Annotated in this window: 18 protein-coding genes; all 18 read left to right on the top strand. The window is 53.4% G+C overall.

Features of this window, described 5'->3' with window-relative positions; genetic code table 11:
• The first annotated feature begins 97 nt into the window (after positions 1-97).
• The 18 genes from B5M42_RS02705 (at position 98) to miaB (ending at position 18,366) form a co-directional block, all read left to right on the top strand.
• Entirely contained in the window at positions 98-349 is a 252-nt protein-coding gene (locus B5M42_RS02705) for a DUF3243 domain-containing protein (protein WP_134748547.1), read from the top strand.
• Positions 350-433: 84 nt separating this feature from the next.
• A complete protein-coding gene (locus B5M42_RS02700; protein ID WP_134748549.1) occupies positions 434-1,291 on the top strand; it encodes a hypothetical protein in 858 nt (285 codons plus the stop codon).
• 145 nt (positions 1,292-1,436) lie between these two features.
• Complete coding sequence (locus B5M42_RS02695) at positions 1,437-2,180, top strand: DUF3388 domain-containing protein (protein WP_268999060.1); 744 nt, start codon at positions 1,437-1,439, stop codon at positions 2,178-2,180.
• A gap of 44 nt (positions 2,181-2,224) precedes the next feature.
• Complete coding sequence (locus tag B5M42_RS02690; RefSeq protein ID WP_134748553.1) at positions 2,225-3,115, top strand: helix-turn-helix domain-containing protein; 891 nt, start codon at positions 2,225-2,227, stop codon at positions 3,113-3,115.
• A 136-nt stretch (positions 3,116-3,251) separates the two neighbouring features.
• A complete protein-coding gene (locus B5M42_RS02685) occupies positions 3,252-3,743 on the top strand; it encodes a YajQ family cyclic di-GMP-binding protein (RefSeq protein WP_134748555.1) in 492 nt (163 codons plus the stop codon).
• Between the two features lie 126 nt (positions 3,744-3,869).
• Positions 3,870-5,198 (top strand): 30S ribosomal protein S12 methylthiotransferase RimO, encoded by a 1,329-nt coding sequence (gene rimO, locus B5M42_RS02680; RefSeq protein ID WP_134748557.1) that lies wholly within the window; start codon positions 3,870-3,872, stop codon positions 5,196-5,198.
• Positions 5,195-5,782 carry a CDP-diacylglycerol--glycerol-3-phosphate 3-phosphatidyltransferase gene (pgsA, locus tag B5M42_RS02675; protein WP_134748559.1) on the top strand — a complete coding sequence of 196 codons (588 nt, stop codon included), beginning with the start codon at positions 5,195-5,197 and terminating at the stop codon, positions 5,780-5,782. The genes rimO and pgsA overlap by 4 nt, the downstream gene beginning before the upstream one ends.
• A 56-nt stretch (positions 5,783-5,838) precedes the next feature.
• Positions 5,839-7,095, top strand: coding sequence for a competence/damage-inducible protein A (locus tag B5M42_RS02670; protein ID WP_134748561.1), 1,257 nt, complete (start codon positions 5,839-5,841; stop codon positions 7,093-7,095).
• A gap of 162 nt (positions 7,096-7,257) precedes the next feature.
• Complete coding sequence (gene recA, locus B5M42_RS02665; protein ID WP_134748563.1) at positions 7,258-8,304, top strand: recombinase RecA; 1,047 nt, start codon at positions 7,258-7,260, stop codon at positions 8,302-8,304.
• A gap of 71 nt (positions 8,305-8,375) precedes the next feature.
• Positions 8,376-9,077 (top strand): regulatory protein RecX, encoded by a 702-nt coding sequence (locus tag B5M42_RS02660; protein ID WP_134748565.1) that lies wholly within the window; start codon positions 8,376-8,378, stop codon positions 9,075-9,077.
• Between the two features lie 387 nt (positions 9,078-9,464).
• Entirely contained in the window at positions 9,465-11,006 is a 1,542-nt protein-coding gene (gene rny, locus B5M42_RS02655) for a ribonuclease Y (protein ID WP_134748566.1), read from the top strand.
• Positions 11,007-11,080: 74 nt separating this feature from the next.
• A complete protein-coding gene (locus B5M42_RS02650) occupies positions 11,081-11,872 on the top strand; it encodes a TIGR00282 family metallophosphoesterase (protein ID WP_134748568.1) in 792 nt (263 codons plus the stop codon).
• Positions 11,873-11,985: 113 nt separating this feature from the next.
• On the top strand, positions 11,986-12,246 hold the full coding sequence (locus B5M42_RS02645; RefSeq protein ID WP_005550495.1) for a stage V sporulation protein S: 261 nt from the start codon (positions 11,986-11,988) through the stop codon (positions 12,244-12,246).
• Positions 12,247-12,336: 90 nt separating this feature from the next.
• Positions 12,337-13,284 (top strand): dipeptidase, encoded by a 948-nt coding sequence (locus tag B5M42_RS02640; RefSeq protein ID WP_134748570.1) that lies wholly within the window; start codon positions 12,337-12,339, stop codon positions 13,282-13,284.
• A 198-nt stretch (positions 13,285-13,482) separates the two neighbouring features.
• Positions 13,483-15,237: a 2-oxoacid:acceptor oxidoreductase subunit alpha gene (locus B5M42_RS02635; protein WP_134748572.1), complete on the top strand. Its 1,755-nt coding sequence runs from the start codon at positions 13,483-13,485 to the stop codon at positions 15,235-15,237.
• Positions 15,225-16,091, top strand: coding sequence for a 2-oxoacid:ferredoxin oxidoreductase subunit beta (locus B5M42_RS02630; protein ID WP_134748574.1), 867 nt, complete (start codon positions 15,225-15,227; stop codon positions 16,089-16,091). Before B5M42_RS02635 ends, B5M42_RS02630 begins: the two co-directional genes overlap by 13 nt.
• 98 nt (positions 16,092-16,189) lie before the next feature.
• Entirely contained in the window at positions 16,190-16,759 is a 570-nt protein-coding gene (locus B5M42_RS02625) for a phosphate propanoyltransferase (RefSeq protein ID WP_134748576.1), read from the top strand.
• Positions 16,760-16,884: 125 nt separating this feature from the next.
• Entirely contained in the window at positions 16,885-18,366 is a 1,482-nt protein-coding gene (gene miaB, locus B5M42_RS02620; RefSeq protein ID WP_134748578.1) for a tRNA (N6-isopentenyl adenosine(37)-C2)-methylthiotransferase MiaB, read from the top strand.
• Positions 18,367-18,379 lie beyond the last annotated feature (13 nt).

The raw sequence follows: 18,379 nt of genomic DNA, 5'->3' as shown, positions 1-18,379 counted from the left end.
ACTGTTTGTCGGTGGCGCTGCAGCATATTTCTTGATCAAGAAGCTAATATTACAACCGTAATAAACACTTCTCGAAATTCAAAGGAGGCTTACTGCAATGGCTACAGTACTCAAGGTATTCGACAAATGGAAAGAGTTTCTCGCCGAGCGCGTCAGCCAAGCGGAGCGGGCAGGCATGAGCGAAGAGACGATCAGCAAGCTTGCTTTCCAGATCGGTGAATTTCTGTCCGACAAGGTCGACCCGGAGAACGTGCAGGAACGCGTGCTGAAAGAGCTCTGGGACGCAGGCAACGATGAAGAGAAAAAGACATTGGCGCGTCTGATGGTAAAATTAGTGGACAAAGCCTGATAACCGAACTACAATTTGTATAGCAAATTGGGCGAAGCCTCCTTCACGGGGGGCTTTTGCCTGCTTACCGAGAAAGGACCGATCATGCGTATCGTGCGAATTGCTTTTGCTCTTATCAGCGTAGTTCTCTGTGCAGCCGGCTGCGGGACGCGCGGCGTTCCGGCCATTACCCAGGCCCAGCTTGACGCCAAGCTGTCGGTGCTGGTGGTGACCCCAGTAGGGCTCAGCGACACGGCCGGACAGGAAATCGCAGCCGCTTTGCAAGATTGGCGCAAGGAGCATCAAATTGCGTTTGAATGGCTGCCGAATGTGACTGCGTGGGATCAGACGCTGGAAAATAAACTGCATACCCGAACTTATGATTACATATACGTTATCGGCAATGATCTTTTGCCTGCTGCGGCGCAAAGCGCCGAGAGCGACACGGCGAAGCGGAAGTGGACGCTGCTGCAAGACAAGCTGACGGGAAGCGGATCGTTGCCAGCCGCGACGGATAAAACGGAAGTCTTGCGCATTGATCCCCAGCAGATTGACCGCCTCAAAAGCGATTGGGTGCTCAATCTGCTCGCGCAGCACCTATCCGTGGAATGGGTAACTACAGCCGCGTACCCGATTCCTTCGCAATGGGCGCCGTCCGAGGAAGCCGATCATGTCGTGCTGCTCGACAATAATCCCGAATGGCTGAATCAGATTGCTTTTCAAAAAAATCAGCATGGCTCGGCCTGGATCGTTTTCTACGCGCCGGTCGATGCAGCAACCGTAAGCAAAGCGCGTACGCTCGGCGCTTCAGTCATGGATCTGTCCGGGGCGCTTTCAGCTGAGCTGAACTGGAAGGAAGTACTGGCCGAAAGGCTCGATGCGATGCTGCAGCATACGTGGCACGGCGGAGAAGCGGCCTATTCGGCGAAGGAATTGAAGCAATTGACCTTCCAGTCTCCTTGATTTGGAGCCAAAGCGGGAAAAATATTGCTCTTTATCGTCATCGCAGGAGGAATTTGCCGAATATTGTAGAAATGTTGTGTAGTAAATGTTTGGATTTACCGACCAAATCAATGAGGTGGAACGAGTGGACGTCAAAGAATGGTACATGGAATACAAAATTCATAAAAACCGTCCCGGACTTTTGGGTGACATTGCTTCCTTGATGGGGATGCTCGATATTAATATTGTGACGATCAACGGCGTCGAGGACAGGACCCGCGGCATGCTGCTGCAGACCAACGACGAAGAAAAAATCGATCTGATGGGTAAAATGCTGCGAAAAGTAGATAATATTACTATTACAGCGCTGCGTCCGCCCAAGCTGGTCGATATATTAGCCGTGCGGCACGGCCGTTACATCGAACGCGATTCCGACGATCGCAAAACGTTCCGCTTCACGCGCGACGAGCTGGGATTGCTGGTTGATTTTCTCGGCGAAATCTTCAAGCGCGAGGGCAATCAGGTCGTAGGGCTCAGAGGCATGCCGCGCGTCGGCAAAACGGAATCGATCATCGCCGGCAGCGTATGCTCCAACAAGCGCTGGACGTTCGTATCGTCAACGCTGCTGCGGCAAACGGTGCGCAGCCAGCTGTCCGAGGACGAATTTACGCCGAATAACGTCTTTATTATCGACGGCATCGTATCCACGATTCGCTCGAACGAAAAGCACTACAGCTTGCTGCAGGAGATTATGGCCATGCCGTCAACGAAGGTGATCGAGCATCCGGACATTTTTATCCGTGAATCCGACTATACCTACAACGACTTTGACTATATTATCGAGCTGCGGAACAGTCCGGACGAAGAAATCAATTACGATGCGTTCACGAATAACATGGAACCATTTTAGCCTGCAAGACGTCAACATAATAAAACCTTTGGGAGGTGACAACCGTGTCCGATCTAGGCCAAATCCTGCGCAAGGCGCGAATGGACGCCAAAATATCGCTGGATGACCTGCAGGAATCTACGAAAATTCGCAAGCGCTATCTGGAAGCGATTGAAGAAGGCAACTACAAGGTGCTGCCGGGCAGCTTTTACGTTCGCGCATTTATAAAAAGCTACGCAGAAGCCGTGGGACTGGACCCTACGGAAGTGCTGAAGATGTACGAGACGACGAATCCCTCCCCGACGACGGAGCAGCCGGCAGTCGAAACGATCCGCAAGAAGCGGGCGAGCTCCCGCCATACGGACAAGATGAGCCGCTGGGCGTCGGGCTCGATGATGATTGCGTTTGTCGTGCTGATCCTTGGCGTTGTTTATTATTTTGCCTATCAGAATTACAAGGGGACGCCGGCTGAGGATAATCCGGCCCAGACGCAATCTCCGCGCATTACCGACCGTACGGATTCGTCGCCGGGCGTCACCGGCAGTTCGACCGCGAGCGGGACGAATCAGGGTGAGACGCTGCCCAGCACCGCGCCGACAGCTACGCCAACCCCGTCTCCGACGCCGACGCCAGCGGTTTCCGTGCAATTCGTCAGCAGCGAGAAAAACGTCGATACCTACGCCGTAACCGGCAGCGACAAGCTGAATATCCAGCTGAAAATCACCGGCGCCCAGTGCTGGATTCAAGTGGATGCGCTGACGGCCGATAACAAGCGGGTTATGCAAAAGCAAAAGCTGTACAAAAACGGCGACAGCGATTCGTTCGAGCTCGACAGCTCGGCTTATCTGAACATCGGTGCAGCAAGCACCGTGGAGCTGAACGTCAACGGCGTTGTGGTCACCGTCGGCGACACGCCAAATCCGAAGAAGGTGCGGCTGAACCTGCAAAAAAGCTAGCTTTTTGGCGCATCCTGCGCTTTCCCGGGCAATGAATTCGATGAAGCATCCTGCGCTCCTGAAGGGCCGGGATGTTTCTTTTTGCCCATCTACCTGCTATAATGCTAGTGTAATTTATGGAAAGGGGAATCGTCCCATGAGTTCGGAAAGCTCGTTTGATATCGTATCCAAGGTGGATATGCAGGAAATGAACAATGCCATCCAGCAGGCGGTCAAAGAGATCGAAACCCGCTTTGATTTTAAAGGCAGCAAGAGCAGCATCAGTCTGGAAAAGGAGCAGCTTGTCGTTGTGTCCGACGATGAGTTCAAGCTGCAGAACGTGCTCGACATTTTGTACAGCAAGATGACCAAGCGCGGCATTTCGATCAAAAATCTCGACCACAGCAAGGTGGAGCCGGCAGCTTCGTCAACGGTGCGGCAAAAGATCGGACTGAAGGTGGGCATTGATCAGGACAACGCGAAAAAAATCAACATTCTGATCCGTGATTCCAAGCTCAAGGTCAAAAGCCAGATTCAGGGCGACCAGATTCGCGTGACCGGCAAAAGCCGCGACGACCTGCAAGCGATTATTGCCTTGCTTCGCAAAAGCGATATCCCGCTCGATCTGCAATTTGTCAATATGCGCTAAGCTGAAAATGCCTGTTTTTGGCTGTCAGGTCCCCCGAAATCGGGGGATTTTGTTGTTTTGACACCCTATAGGCCTTGTATTATACTTGTATGGAATGGTTTAGAGGATTATTGGGGGTTTGTGTAAATGACGGAAAAAGTGAAGGTCGTCACGCTCGGCTGTGAAAAGAACCTGGTCGATTCGGAAATTATGGCGGGTCTGATCCACGGTCGCGGATTTCAGCTGGTTGACCATAAAGAAGACGCAACTGTGATCATTGTAAATACGTGCGGCTTTATCGACGCGGCCAAGGAAGAATCGGTCAATACGATTCTCGATATGGCTGAATTGAAGCAAACGGCAAATTTGAAAGCGCTGATTGTTTCGGGCTGTCTGACGCAGCGCTACAAGAAAGAGCTGATGGAGGAAATGCCGGAGATTGACGGCATCGTCGGCACGGGCGATTTTGACAAAATCAATCAGATCGTCGACGAGGCGCTGCGCGGCAAAAAGCCGGTGCTTGTCGGCAATCCGGTGTTTAACTACGATGCAGACCTGCCGCGCCAGGTAACGACCCCGCGCTATACGGCTTACGTGAAAATCGCCGAGGGCTGCGACAACGCCTGTACGTTCTGCAGCATTCCGATCATGCGCGGCAAGTTCCGCAGCCGAAGCATGGAATCGGTCATTTCCGAGGTGACCCAGCTGGCGAATCAAGGCGTGAAGGAGATCAGCCTGATCGCGCAGGATTCCACGAATTACGGCACCGATCTGTACGACGGCTTTATGCTGCCGACGCTGCTGCACAAGGTGAGCGAAGTGCCGGGCATCGAGTGGGTGCGCCTGCATTATGCGTATCCGGGCTTTTTTACCGATGAACTGATCGAAGCGATAGCTAGCAATCCCAAGGTTTGCAAATATATCGATATGCCCTTGCAGCACAGCGAGGACCGCATCCTGAAGCTTATGCGCCGTCCGGGTCGGCAAAAGGATACGCGTGAGCTCGTCCGCAAAATCCGCGAGCGCATTCCGCAGGTCGCTTTGCGCACGTCGCTGATTGTTGGCTTTCCGGGAGAAACCGACGAGGATTTCGAGAATTTGAAGCAATTCGTGCAGGACATGCAATTTGACCGTCTCGGCGTCTTCGCCTATTCGCAGGAGGAAGACACGCCGGCGTCCCGTTTGCCGGATCAGGTTCCGGACGACGTGAAGGAATTCCGGGCCAATACGCTGATGGAAATTCAACGCGGCATATCGAATCTGCGCGGCGGCAATCGCATCGGGCAGGAAATTGACGTGCTGATCGAACGTTATGACGGCCGCAGCGACGTCTACGTCGGGCGCTCGCAATACGACGCTCCCGAGATCGACGGCGAAGTATTTGTCGCTAACGCCCGCCTGAATATCGGGGAACTGGCGCGCGTGCGGATTACGCACTCGTTTGAGTTCGACTTTTCCGGGGAGGTCATTGCATGAACCTGGCCAATCGGATTACGCTGGCGAGGATCTTCCTGGTCCCGATCATTATGTTTTTCCTGTTGATCAAGGTTCCTTTTCCGCATATCCGGATCGAGGAATTCAGCATTACCTACAATCAGATCATTGCTGCGCTGATTTTCATTATCGCGGCCAGCACGGACAGTCTGGACGGATATATCGCCCGCAAACGCAAGCTGGTGACGAATCTGGGCAAGCTGCTTGACCCGCTGGCCGACAAGCTGCTTGTAACGGCGGTGCTGGTGTCACTGGTGGAAATGGATAAGCTGGATGCCTGGATTGTGATCGTGATTATCAGCCGCGAGTGGGCCGTGACGGGATTGCGCCAAATCGCGTTGCTGGAAGGCGCGGTTATGGCCGCCAGCAAATGGGGCAAAGCCAAAACAGCCGCTCAGATTACCGCTATTATCGCTTTGCTGATCAATAATTTTCCGTTTACGTTTGTCGATATTCCGTTTGATCTGATTGCCAGCTGGCTGGCCGCGATCATTACCGTGTATTCGGGGATTGAATATTTTGTAAAGAACAAGCATGTTATAGATTTCTCGGAAAAAACACAGTAGGGCGACCTCGTGTTTTTTCTTTTTCGCCAATAAGCATTCGGGGGGCCACTGAAACCATGAAAGCGGAAATTATTGCCGTAGGCACCGAGCTGCTGCTCGGACAAATTGTAAATACGAACGCGCAGTTTCTGTCGCGCGAATGCGCTGCGCTGGGCATCGACATGTATTATCAGACCGTTGTCGGCGACAACGGGGAGCGGCTGCTCGGCGCGCTCAAGCTGGCGGCGTCCCGTGCCGATCTGGTCATCTGTACGGGCGGTCTGGGACCGACGCAGGACGATTTGACCAAGGATGTGCTGGCCGGCTATATCGGTCGCCCGCTCGTGCTTCATGAGCCGTCCATGACGAAGATTAGCGAGCTGTTCAGCTCGCGGGGCATCCCGATGGTCGAAAGCAACGTCCGGCAGGCGCTGATGCCCGAGGGCAGCGAGCCGCTGGCCAACACGACCGGGCTGGCCGTCGGCGTCGCCGTGACCTACGAAGGCACGCATTTCATTTTGCTGCCGGGACCGCCGCGCGAGATGAAGCCGATGTTCATTGACGGGGCCGTGCCTTGGCTGCGTTCGCTGATGTCCGGTGAGGTGCCGCTGTATTCGAAAATGCTCAAGTTTGCCGGCATCGGCGAATCGTCGCTGGAGCACGAGCTGATCGATCTGATCGACGGGCAAAGCGATCCGACGATTGCGCCGTACGCCAAGGAAGGCGAAGTGACGATTCGCTTGACGACGCGGGCGCATACGGCCGATGAGGGCGAGCGCAAGCTTGCGGCTACGGAAGCGGAGATTCGCAGGCGGGTGGGCGCTTTTTTGTATGCGGTGGAAGATGTGCCGCTGGAAGCGATCATCGTCCGTCTGTTGACCGAGCGCGGGTGGAAGCTGGCGGCTGCTGAAAGCTGTACGGGCGGGCTGCTGAGCGACATGCTTACGGCGATTCCCGGCAGCTCGGCGGCGTATGCCGGCGGAGTGGTCTGTTATACGAACGCGGTCAAGCATCAGGTGCTCGGCGTGCCGCTGGAGACGCTTGAGGGAGCGGACGCCCCGGGCGCAGTCAGCGCGGAATGCGCCGAACTGCTGGCGCAAGGCGTATTGCGGCTGACGGGCAGCGATGCGGCTGTTTCGATCACCGGCGTGGCCGGTCCGGCATCGTCGGAGGGCAAGCCCGTGGGGCTCGTTTACGTCGGCCTGGCACGCAAGGGCGGATCGACGCAAACATTCCGGCTGCAGCTGTCCGGCAATCGGGAAACGATCAAGCTGCGCGCAGCCAGGCAGGCGTTCTATCGGCTGTGGGAGATGTTGAAAGAGACGGAGAAATAAACTATAATAGAGAGGTTAACGGAAGAACCGTAGCAAAGCGATAACTTTGTTACGGTTTTTTGTTTGCCGGAGAAAAAACGAATGTATGTTCGAAAAAAGGCTTGGCAAAGCTGTGAAAACAAGTTATCATAGTACTATAAATGATAAAAGGAAGTGAGTTTTTTGACAGATCGTCGCGCGGCATTGGAAATGGCGTTACGCCAGATTGAAAAACAATTCGGAAAAGGCTCCATCATGAAGCTTGGAGAATCTACACATATGCAGGTTGAAACGATTTCGAGCGGCTCCTTGGCTTTGGATATTGCCCTCGGCGTCGGCGGGTTCCCCCGCGGAAGAATTGTTGAAGTATACGGTCCGGAATCGTCCGGTAAAACGACCGTGGCGCTGCATGCGATCGCTGAAGTGCAGCGGGTTGGCGGACAAGCAGCGTTTATCGACGCCGAGCATGCGCTCGATCCGCTGTACGCGAGCAAGCTGGGCATCAACATCGACGAGCTGCTGCTGTCGCAGCCGGATACCGGCGAGCAGGCGCTCGAAATCGCCGAAGCACTCGTGCGCAGCGGCGCAGTAGACATTATCGTCATTGACTCTGTTGCGGCGCTTGTGCCTAAAGCAGAGATCGAAGGCGAGATGGGCGATTCCCACGTCGGCTTGCAGGCCCGCTTGATGTCGCAAGCGCTGCGCAAGCTGTCCGGCGCGATCAACAAGTCGAAGGTGATCGCGATTTTCATCAACCAGCTGCGCGAGAAGGTCGGCGTAATGTTCGGTAACCCTGAGACAACGCCGGGCGGACGCGCGCTGAAATTTTACTCCTCCGTTCGTTTGGAGGTACGTCGTGTGGAAACGATCAAGCAAGGCAATGATATGGTCGGCAACCGGACCAAGATCAAAGTCGTCAAGAACAAGGTCGCTCCACCGTTCAAGCAAGCGGACATCGACATCATGTACGGCGAAGGCATTTCCCGCGAAGGCAGCATTGTCGATATTGCCACCGAGATGGACATTATCAATAAAAGCGGCGCCTGGTATTCCTTCAACAACGAGCGCCTCGGTCAAGGTCGTGAGAATGCCAAGCAGTTCCTCAAAGAAAACAAGGAAATTGCCGAGACGATCGAGCGTAAGGTTCGCGAGTCGAGCAACTTGCTCAAGGTGGTCGGACCAAACACCGACGACGAGGAAGAAGACGAAGCCGCAGTGGCTTTTGAATAATTGAACAAAAAGCGCCAGCACCTTTTCCTTTGTGGAAGGTGCTTTCGTTTGTACAGAAGGAGCTGTGAAGATTGAACGAACCGGAGACCTCCGCTGTCGGGCTGATTACAAGCGTCGAGACGCAGAAGCGCAGCAAGCGGCGTTTTAATATTTTTATCGATGAGGCGTTTGCTTTTTCGGTCCACGAGGACATCATGGTCAAGCATCGCTTGCTCAAGGGCGAATATATCGATCCCAAACGCACGGCAGAGGTGTTGGGCGATGAAGAGCGTCATGAGGTGTATATGCGGGCGCTGAGGCTGATCGGACGTCGTCCGCATGCGCGCAAGGAGCTGGAGCGCAAGCTCAAGGAACGCGGGTACGAAGCGGAGCTGATTGACTGGGCATGTAGCAGGCTGCAGGCGGAGCATTATCTCGATGATGAAGCGTTTGCCCGCCAGGTGACCGAACAGCGTATTTACAGCCAGCGCAAAGGGCGGAATCTCGTGAAGGAGGAGCTGCGGCAGAAGGGCGTCGCCAAAGAGCTGGTGCAAGAAGCGCTGGGCGCCGTCGATCCCGAAGAGGAGCTTGCCGGAGCGCTCAAAATAGCTGAAACGAAATGGCGGCAAACAGGCGGAAGCTTTATGGACCGCAAGCGCAAAACAGCAGCGTTCCTGATGCGCCGCGGCTATACGGGCAATATCGTCAGCAAGGCGTTGGCTCAGATCGCCGTGAAAACGGACACGGATGAGGCCGGAGGCGAGGAAGACGAAGTCATGTTCGAAGATTATTAACGACATTAATAATAATTGATTAATGGGGTTAATAATGCGCGATGCATCCTTTGTTTTCCAATTATTTGCCATGCAAACCCATGCAACAAATACCCACTCCCTTGACAAGCTTCTTTGACAAAAGCTAAAATAAATAATGTATATTTTCATAAATACCATGATTGCCGCATTCGGCGGTTATGGAGACAGTTGTAGAAAACGCCAATTTGTACGCTGTCGATTTATGAACTGTGCCGCACAATTTATTGCGTTGTGCGCTTTCATTTATTTTGAGCCGCAGGCGGCGGTCTGCGGGATGCAACACCTGCCCAAACAATGAAAATCGGATTAAAAAACCGAACAAATCCCAAGCTAACACCTTGGAGGAAATGACGAGGAGGTGAAAGGATGAATCCTATCATCTGGATCGCGATCATTCTCGTTGTTGGCGTTCTAGGCTTAGGGATTGGTTATTTTATCCGCAAATCTCTTGCAGAAGCGAAAATTTCCAGTGCGGAGCAGGCGGCTGAGCAAATTGTCGAGGCTGCCAGGAAAGAAGCAGAAGCCCTGAAGAAAGAAACGGTTCTGGAAGCAAAGGACGAAGTGCATAAGCTGAGGTCCGAAGCTGAAAAAGACATTCGTGAACGTCGCAATGAAACTCAACGACAAGAACGACGATTGTTGCAAAAAGAGGAATCGCTGGATAAAAAATTAGAATCTCTTGAGCGCAAAGAAGAGCAAGTGGCCAACAAGGAGAAGCGCATCGAAGATACACAAAATCAAATCGATCAGCTTTATAAAAGCCAGGTGTCGGAGCTGGAGCGTATTTCCGGCATGACCATGGACGAAGCGAAAACGATCATTTTGACCAATGTCGAACAGGAAGTTCGTCATGAAACCGCTCAGTTGATCAAGGAAATTGAGCAGCAGGCCAAAGAAGAAGGCGACAAAAAGGCGAGAGAAATCATCACGCTTGCCATTCAGCGCTGCGCGGCCGATCACGTAGCGGAAACGACAGTTTCGGTCGTTACGCTGCCTAACGAAGAAATGAAAGGCCGGATTATCGGACGCGAAGGACGGAACATCCGCGCTCTGGAGACATTGACGGGGATCGACCTCATCATTGACGATACGCCGGAAGCGGTTATTCTGTCGGGCTTTGATCCGATTCGCCGCGAAATCGCCCGTACCTCTTTGGAGAAACTGGTTGCGGACGGACGCATTCACCCTGCGCGCATTGAGGAAATGGTCGAGAAATCGCGCAAGGAAGTCGACGAACGAATTCGCGAATACGGGGAGCAGGCTACGTTTGAAGTAGGCGTACACGGTCTGCATCCGGATTTGATTAAAATTCTGGGACGACTCAAATTCAGAACAAGCTACGGACAAAACGTACTCAAGCATTCGATGGAAGTAGCTTACTTGGCCGGTCTGATGGCAGGAGAGCTCGGCGAAGACGTAACTTTGGCGAAACGTGCCGGGCTGCTGCATGATATCGGCAAAGCGCTGGATCATGAAGTGGAGGGATCTCACGTCGAAATCGGCGTGGAGATCGGCAAGAAATACAAGGAGCACCCGGTGGTCATCAACAGTATCGCCTCACACCACGGCGATGTCGAAGCGACCTCGGTCATTGCGATGCTCGTCGGCGCAGCGGATGCTTTATCCGCAGCACGTCCGGGAGCGCGCAGAGAGACGCTGGAAACGTACATCAAGCGTCTGGAGAAGCTCGAAGAGATTTCCGAATCGTTCGACGGTGTCGAAAAGTCCTATGCGATTCAAGCAGGACGCGAGGTTCGGGTCATGGTACAGCCCGAAAAGGTCGACGACACGGAAGCGTTCCGCTTGGCCCGCGATATTACCAAGAAAATCGAAGGCGAACTCGATTATCCCGGTCATATCAAGGTTACGGTCATTCGCGAAACGAGAGCAGTCGAATACGCAAAATAATAGCGTTATTGTTGAAAAGTGGCTCTTGCAGCCACTTTTCCTATTTCATGTGCAGAATTGAGGGTTTAAACGAAATGAAAATTGTGTTTATCGGAGATATTGTCGGCTCCGTTGGCCGTAAGGCGCTGAAGGCGATGCTGCCGAAGCTGAAGCATGCGCACCCGAATGCGGTATTTATCGCCAACGGGGAAAACGCCGCGGCCGGAAGAGGCATTACAGCGGCCATCGCCAGAGAGTTTTACGATTGGGGCATTCATGGCTTGACGATGGGCAACCATACGTGGGACCAGAAAGAAATTTTTGATTTCATCGACGATGATGAGCGGATGGTTCGTCCGGCCAATTTTCCCCCAGGCACGCCAGGGCGCGGCCATACCGTGATCAAGGTCAAGGACAAGGAGCTGGTCATTGTGAACCTGCAGGGCCGAACGTTCCTGCCGCCGATTGACTGTCCGTTCCGCAAGGCCGATGAAATTGTCGAAGCGCTCAAGAAAAAATACAAATATGTGCTGGTCGATTTCCATGCCGAAGCGACTTCCGAGAAAATTGCAATGGGCTGGCATCTGGACGGGCGCGTCTCGGCGGTCGTAGGTACGCATACCCATGTGCAAACGAACGACAATCGCGTGCTGCCCGGGGGCACGGCCTATGTGACCGATGTCGGCATGACGGGGCCGCGCGACGGTATTCTCGGAATGGAGCGCCTTGCTGTGCTGCAGAAGTTCAAGACGCAGCTCCCGGTTCGTTTTGTCACGGATGAAGGAAAATGGCATCTGAACGCCGTCGTGATTGAGCTGCACGACACCGGATTAGCGAAGAATATTCAACTGGTGCGCTTTGACGAAGATCAAGTTTGGTTTGATTAACGCAAAATTCAAAATATTTAGAATCTTCTATTTTCCTTGGGAGGAATTAATGTTTAATTCCGCGAATATGATGGTTACTGGAATCTATCCATCATTCCCGAGGAGGTACTTTCATGGAAGTATTAAAAGTTTCAGCAAAATCCAATCCAAACTCCGTAGCAGGCGCACTGGCAGGCGTGTTGCGCGAGCGTGGAGCAGCGGAGCTTCAGGCTATTGGCGCAGGCGCCTTGAATCAGGCCATCAAAGCGGTAGCGATCGCACGAGGATTTGTTGCGCCTAGTGGGGTTGACCTTATCTGTGTTCCAGCGTTTACCGATATCGTGATCGACGGGGAAGATCGGACGGCCATCAAGCTGATTGTAGAACCGCGGTAATAGAGCTTTACATAAAGGCATAACCCACACCTGTTTACCTTGTAGACAGGTTTTTTTACGGCCTTATTCCGCCAAAGGAGGAGATTTTTTTTGTACAGGACGATTATTGACGGGCATTGCGATGCGCTTGCGAAGCTATACGCCCAGCCGGAGCTTGATTTTTACAAGGAGGAGCAGGAGCTCGATGTCAGCTGGCCACGGCTGCGGCGTGCAGGCGTCAGCGTGCAATTTTTTGCCATCTATGTGTCGGAGTCGCTGGGAACGCCGCGGTTTGAGCATGTGCTGCACATGATCGATACGTTTCATCGCAAAGTGAACCGCAAGGAGCATGTCGTGTTCATCCGCGATGCGGACGACCTGTTGGAAGCCGAGCAAAGCGGCAGACTGGGCGCGCTGCTGACGCTGGAAGGGGTGGACGCGCTTGGCGGCGATTTGGCCTATGTGCGCTTGTTGTATCATTTGGGTGTGCGCAGCGTCGGTATTACGTGGAATCATGCCAATTGGGCAGCAGACGGCGTGATGGAGCCGCGCAAGGGCGGTTTTACGGTGAAAGGCAGACAGCTGGTAAAACAATTGGATCGCTTGGGCATACTAATCGATGTGTCGCATTTGTCGGTGCAAGGCTTTTGGGAGCTGACCGAGCTTTATGAAAAGCCGTTTATCGCTTCGCACTCCAATACGTGCGAGCACTGCGCCCATCCAAGAAATTTATCGAATGAGCAGCTTGCAGCGATAATTGACCGCGGCGGGCAAATCGGCTTGACGTTCGTTCCTTATTTTGTGCGTACCGGTGAACAAGCCGCCATCAGCGACCTGCTGCGGCATCTGGATCACGTTTGTTCGCTTGGCGGCGAAGGCAACGTCGGATTTGGCTCGGATTTTGACGGAATTGAACAATGGGTGACAGGGCTGGAGCATGCCGGCTGTTATGAAAATATTATTGAAGCTTTATGCAAAAACTACAGCGAGGAGCAGGTGCAGCGATTTTTGCATGGAAACTGGCGACGCTTTTTGATCGAAAATTTACCGCAGCGCTGAAAGAAACAATCGAATTGTGATATGAGTTTCATCTAAAAAAACTATGTTTTAGAATCGATCAAAACCCTTGCATTTTAATTGGTAAAGGCATAAAATTTGTGTGACAACTGAAAGAATTATTTTATTACTTTCTATAAGAACGTGCAGCTTGCCAATTGTTGTCTTTCAGCAGCTACCATCAAAAGGAGTGGACGTAGGGTGATTAGTCAGTTATCTTGGAAAATCGGAGGTCAGCAGGGGGAAGGGGTCGAAAGTACGGACCGTATTTTCTCCACAGCGCTGAACCGTCTCGGTTATTATTTGTATGGTTATCGTCATTTCTCCTCGCGGATTAAGGGGGGACATACAAATAACAAGATTCGCATCAGCACCAAGCCGATCCGTGCGATTTCCGACGATTTGGACATTCTGGTCGCTTTCGACCAGGAGAGCATCGATTTCAACGCGCACGAGCTTCGCGAGAACGGAGTCATCGTTGCTGACGCCAAGTTCAACCCGGTTTTGCCTGAAGGCATTCAAGCGCGTTTGTTCCCGGTACCGATCACGGCAATTGCCGAAGAATTAGGCACTTCCCTGTTCAAGAATATGGCCGCTTCGGGCGCTTCCTGGGCACTGCTTGGCCTGCCGCTCGACGTGTTTAATAAAGCAGTTGAAGAAGAGTTCGGCCGCAAGGGCGCGGCTGTTGTAGAGAAAAATATCGAAGCTGTGCGCAAAGGCGCCGAGTCGGTGCTGAATCTGGCCGGCGGTCCGCTGCCGGAATTCCAGCTGGAGCCTGCCGACGGCAAGCAAAAGCTGTTCATGATCGGTAACGATGCCATCGCGCTGGGTGCAGTCGCTGCGGGCTGCCGCTTTATGCCGGCATATCCGATTACGCCTGCTTCGGAAATTATGGAATACCTGATCAAAGCGCTGCCGAAATTCGGCGGCACGGTCATCCAGACCGAAGACGAAATCGCAGCTTGTACGATGGCCATCGGCGCCAACTACGGCGGCGTGCGCGCGCTGACGGCTTCGGCAGGTCCCGGCCTGTCGCTGATGATGGAAGCGATCGGTTTGGCCGGTATGACGGAAACGCCGGTCGTGATCGTCGATACGCAGCGCGGCGGTCCAAGCACAGGCTTGCCTACCAAGCAAGAGCAATCCGACCTGAACGCGATGATTTACGGCACGCACGGTGAAATCCCGAAAATCGTCCTGTCGCCAAGCACGATCGAAGAGTGCTTCTACGACACGATTGAGTCGTTTAACCTCGCTGAAAAATATCAATGTCCGGTTATTCTGATGACCGACCTGCAGCTTTCCCTCGGCAAGCAATCCGCCGAGCAGCTGGATTACAACCGCATCGTGATCGATCGCGGCGCGCTGGTGAATGAGCCTGCGGCTCCGGGCGAGAACCAGCTGTTCAAGCGCTACGAATTTACGGCGGACGGCATTTCGCCGCGCGTCGTTCCGGGCGTGAAACACGGCATTCACCACGTTACGGGTGTTGAGCACGATCAAACGGGCCGTCCTTCGGAAAGCACCGATAACCGTCAGAAGATGATGGATAAGCGGATGCAAAAAATGAACAGCGTCGCTGCGACTGTGACTGACGCAATCAAAGTTGACGCGCCACACGAAGCGCCGGATCTGCTGATCATCGGCATGGGCTCCACGGGCGGCACGATTGACGAAGCCAGAAGCCGTATTGCCAAGGAAGGCATCAAAACAAATCACGCTACGGTTCGCTTGATCCATCCGTTCCCGGCTGAGCAGCTCAAGCCTTACGTTGAGAAAGCCAAAGTCGTTGTCGTTGTGGAAAACAACGCCACAGGCCAATTGGCCGATCAAATCAAGCTGCATGTCGGATTCGCCGACAAAATTAAAAACGTGCTCAAATACAACGGCAATCCGTTCTTGCCGGCCGAGATCGAACAAAAATGTAAGGAGCTGACCCTGGCATGGCAACATTAAAAGATTTCCGCAACAACGTAAAACCTAACTGGTGTCCGGGATGCGGTGACTTCTCCGTCCAAGCGGCGATTCAAAGAGCGGCTGCCAACGTCGGTCTGGAGCCGGAAGGTCTGGCTGTCGTCTCCGGGATCGGTTGCTCCGGCCGGATTTCGGGCTACATTAACGCCTACGGCTTCCACGGCGTTCACGGACGTTCGCTGCCGATTGCCCAAGGGCTCAAAATGGCCAACCGCGATCTGACCGTCATCGCAGCGGGCGGCGACGGCGACGGCTTCGCGATCGGCATGGGCCACACGGTGCATGCGATCCGCCGCAACATCAACATCACGTACATCGTCATGGATAACCAGATTTACGGCTTGACGAAAGGGCAGACGTCCCCGCGCAGTGCTGAGGGCTTCAAAACGAAGAGTACGCCGCAAGGCTCGATTGAATCGGCGCTGTCGCCGCTTGAGGTCGCAATGGCTGCCGGCGCTACATTCGTGGCGCAATCGTTCTCCAGCAACCTGAAGCAGCTGACGCATGTGATCGAAGAAGGCATCAAGCATGAAGGCTTCTCGCTGATTAACGTGTTCAGCCCGTGCGTGACCTTCAACAAAGTCAATACGTATGACTGGTTTAAAGAAAATATCGTCGATCTGGATGAGATCGCCGATTACGATTCGACCAACCGCGTGATGGCGATGACGAAAATCATGGAAACGCACAGCATGCTGACTGGCATTATTTATCAGGATCAGAACAAAAAAAGCTACGAAAGCCTGGTACCGAATTTTGCACAAGAAGGCTTGAACAAGCAAAATATGAAAATTTCCGAAGCGGAATTCGAAAAACTGCTCGCGGAATTCAAATAATCGCTGCAGGGCATAGGGATGCGAATCCGTATGCCCTTTTTTCTGCACGGCTATACTGGAAATAGACCACCAACCGAGATGAGAGCGAGGAATACAAGATGAAGCAAGTACCTGTAGGCGTATCGGCTCGCCACGTTCATTTGTCGCCTGAGCATATTGAGGCTTTGTTTGGAAAAGGTTATGAGCTGAACGTATTGAAGCCGCTGTCCCAGCCCGGACAGTTCGCAGCCGAGGAGACGGTTGCGGTGATCGGACCTAAAGGCCGATTTGACAAAGTGCGCATTCTGGGTCCGGCGCGCAGCCGTTCCCAGGTGGAGGTTTCCCGCACCGATGCGTTCAGCCTTGGCATCAGCCCGCCGGTTCGCGAATCCGGCCACATCGAAGGCACGCCGGGCTTGCGGCTGGCCGGTCCCAACGGCGAGGTCGAGCTGACACAAGGCGTCATTGTAGCGGCGCGTCATATTCATTTTCACACGTCCGACGCCGAACGCTGGGGAATTGCCGACCAGCAGCGGCTGCGCGTGAAGGTGCAGGGCGAGCGGCCGGTTATTTTTGAAGATGTGATTGCCCGCGTTTCGGCGGATTTTGCGCTGGATATGCATATCGATACCGACGAGGGGAACGCGGCAGGGGTCAAGACGGGCGAAGTCGCCGAAATTCTGGATTGACAGACGTTCGGCATCCGGCAGATTTCACCAATACGCCATTTTCCTTTTGAACTATCCGGCCCGGTAATGCTATAATAAACTTTACATGTGTACATGCTTGGATCGATGTATAGGAGGAAGGTAAAGTGGCTAACCAAGTGAAATCCGAGAAGGATTATTCCCAATATTTTCAACCTCCTTCACTGACAGACGCCAAAAAACGCGGAAAAGAAGAAATCGCCGTTCATTATGATTTTATGATTCCCGAGGATATGCAGGGGTTCGGCAACGATAAATTTTACATGATTCGCACATATGGATGTCAGATGAATGAGCACGATACGGAAGTGATGAAGGGCCTGTTTGAGCAAATGGGCTATCAAGCGACCGAAGATAAAGAGCAGGCCGACGTGATTTTGCTGAACACGTGCGCGATTCGCGAGAATGCCGAGGACAAGGTGTTCGGCGAGCTGGGCCACTTGAAGGGTCTCAAGGCGCAGAAGCCCGGCTTGATTCTGGGCGTGTGCGGCTGCATGTCGCAGGAGGAAGCAGTCGTCAATCGCATTATGCAAAAGCATGCGTTTGTCGATTTGATTTTTGGTACGCACAATATTCACCGTCTCCCGGCGCTGCTCAAGGATGCCGCGTTCAACAAGGAAATGGTGATCGAGGTGTGGTCAAAGGAAGGCGACATCATCGAGAACTTGCCCAAGAAGCGGGAAGGCATTCGCGCTTGGGTGAACATCATGTACGGCTGCGACAAGTTCTGCACCTATTGCATCGTGCCGTATACGCGCGGCAAGGAACGAAGCCGCCGTCCGCAGGACGTGCTGGCCGAGGTGCGCGAGCTGGCGCGCCAGGGTTTTCAGGAGATTACGCTGCTGGGGCAAAATGTGAACGCCTACGGCAAGGATTTCGACGATATCGACTACAAGTTCGGCGATTTGATGGACGACATCCGTAAAATCGACGTGCCGCGGATTCGTTTTACGACCTCGCATCCACGCGATTTTGACGATCATTTGATCGAGGTGCTGGCCAAACGCGGCAACCTGGTGGAGCATATTCATCTGCCGGTCCAGTCGGGCAGCAGCGAGGTGCTCAAGAAAATGAGCCGCAAGTATAACCGCGAGCATTATTTAGAGCTTGTCGGCAAAATCAAATCGGCGATTCCCGACGTCGTGCTGACGACAGATATTATCGTTGGATTTCCGGGCGAAACGGACGAGCAGTTCGAGGATACGCTCTCCTTGGTGCGCGAGGTTGGCTACGATATGGCGTTTACGTTCATATATTCACCGCGGGAAGGAACGCCTGCTGCGGAAATGGAAGATAACGTGCCGATGGAGGTCAAAAAGACCCGTTTGTACCGCTTGAACGAAGCGTTGAATGAATACAGCAAGGCTAGCAACGAACGGCTGAACGGGCAAATCGTCGAGGTGCTTGTGGAAGGCGAAAGCAAGAATAATCCGGACGTGCTGTCAGGACGCACGCGGACGAACAAGCTGATCCATTTCACAGCTTCGAAGGACCTGATCGGCAAGATGGCGTATGTCAAGGTCACGCATGCGCAGACGTGGGTGCTGAAGGGTGAAATCGTGCCTGAGCCGCTGCAAATGTCGATGTAGTTTACAAACAGGA

It is taken from the genome of Paenibacillus athensensis (genome assembly GCF_004514475.2).
In the GTDB taxonomy this organism is placed as follows: domain Bacteria; phylum Bacillota; class Bacilli; order Paenibacillales; family NBRC-103111; genus Paenibacillus_AL; species Paenibacillus_AL athensensis.
Note: the sequence above shows the minus strand (reverse complement) of the source record. Positions and strands in the feature narration are given on the sequence as shown.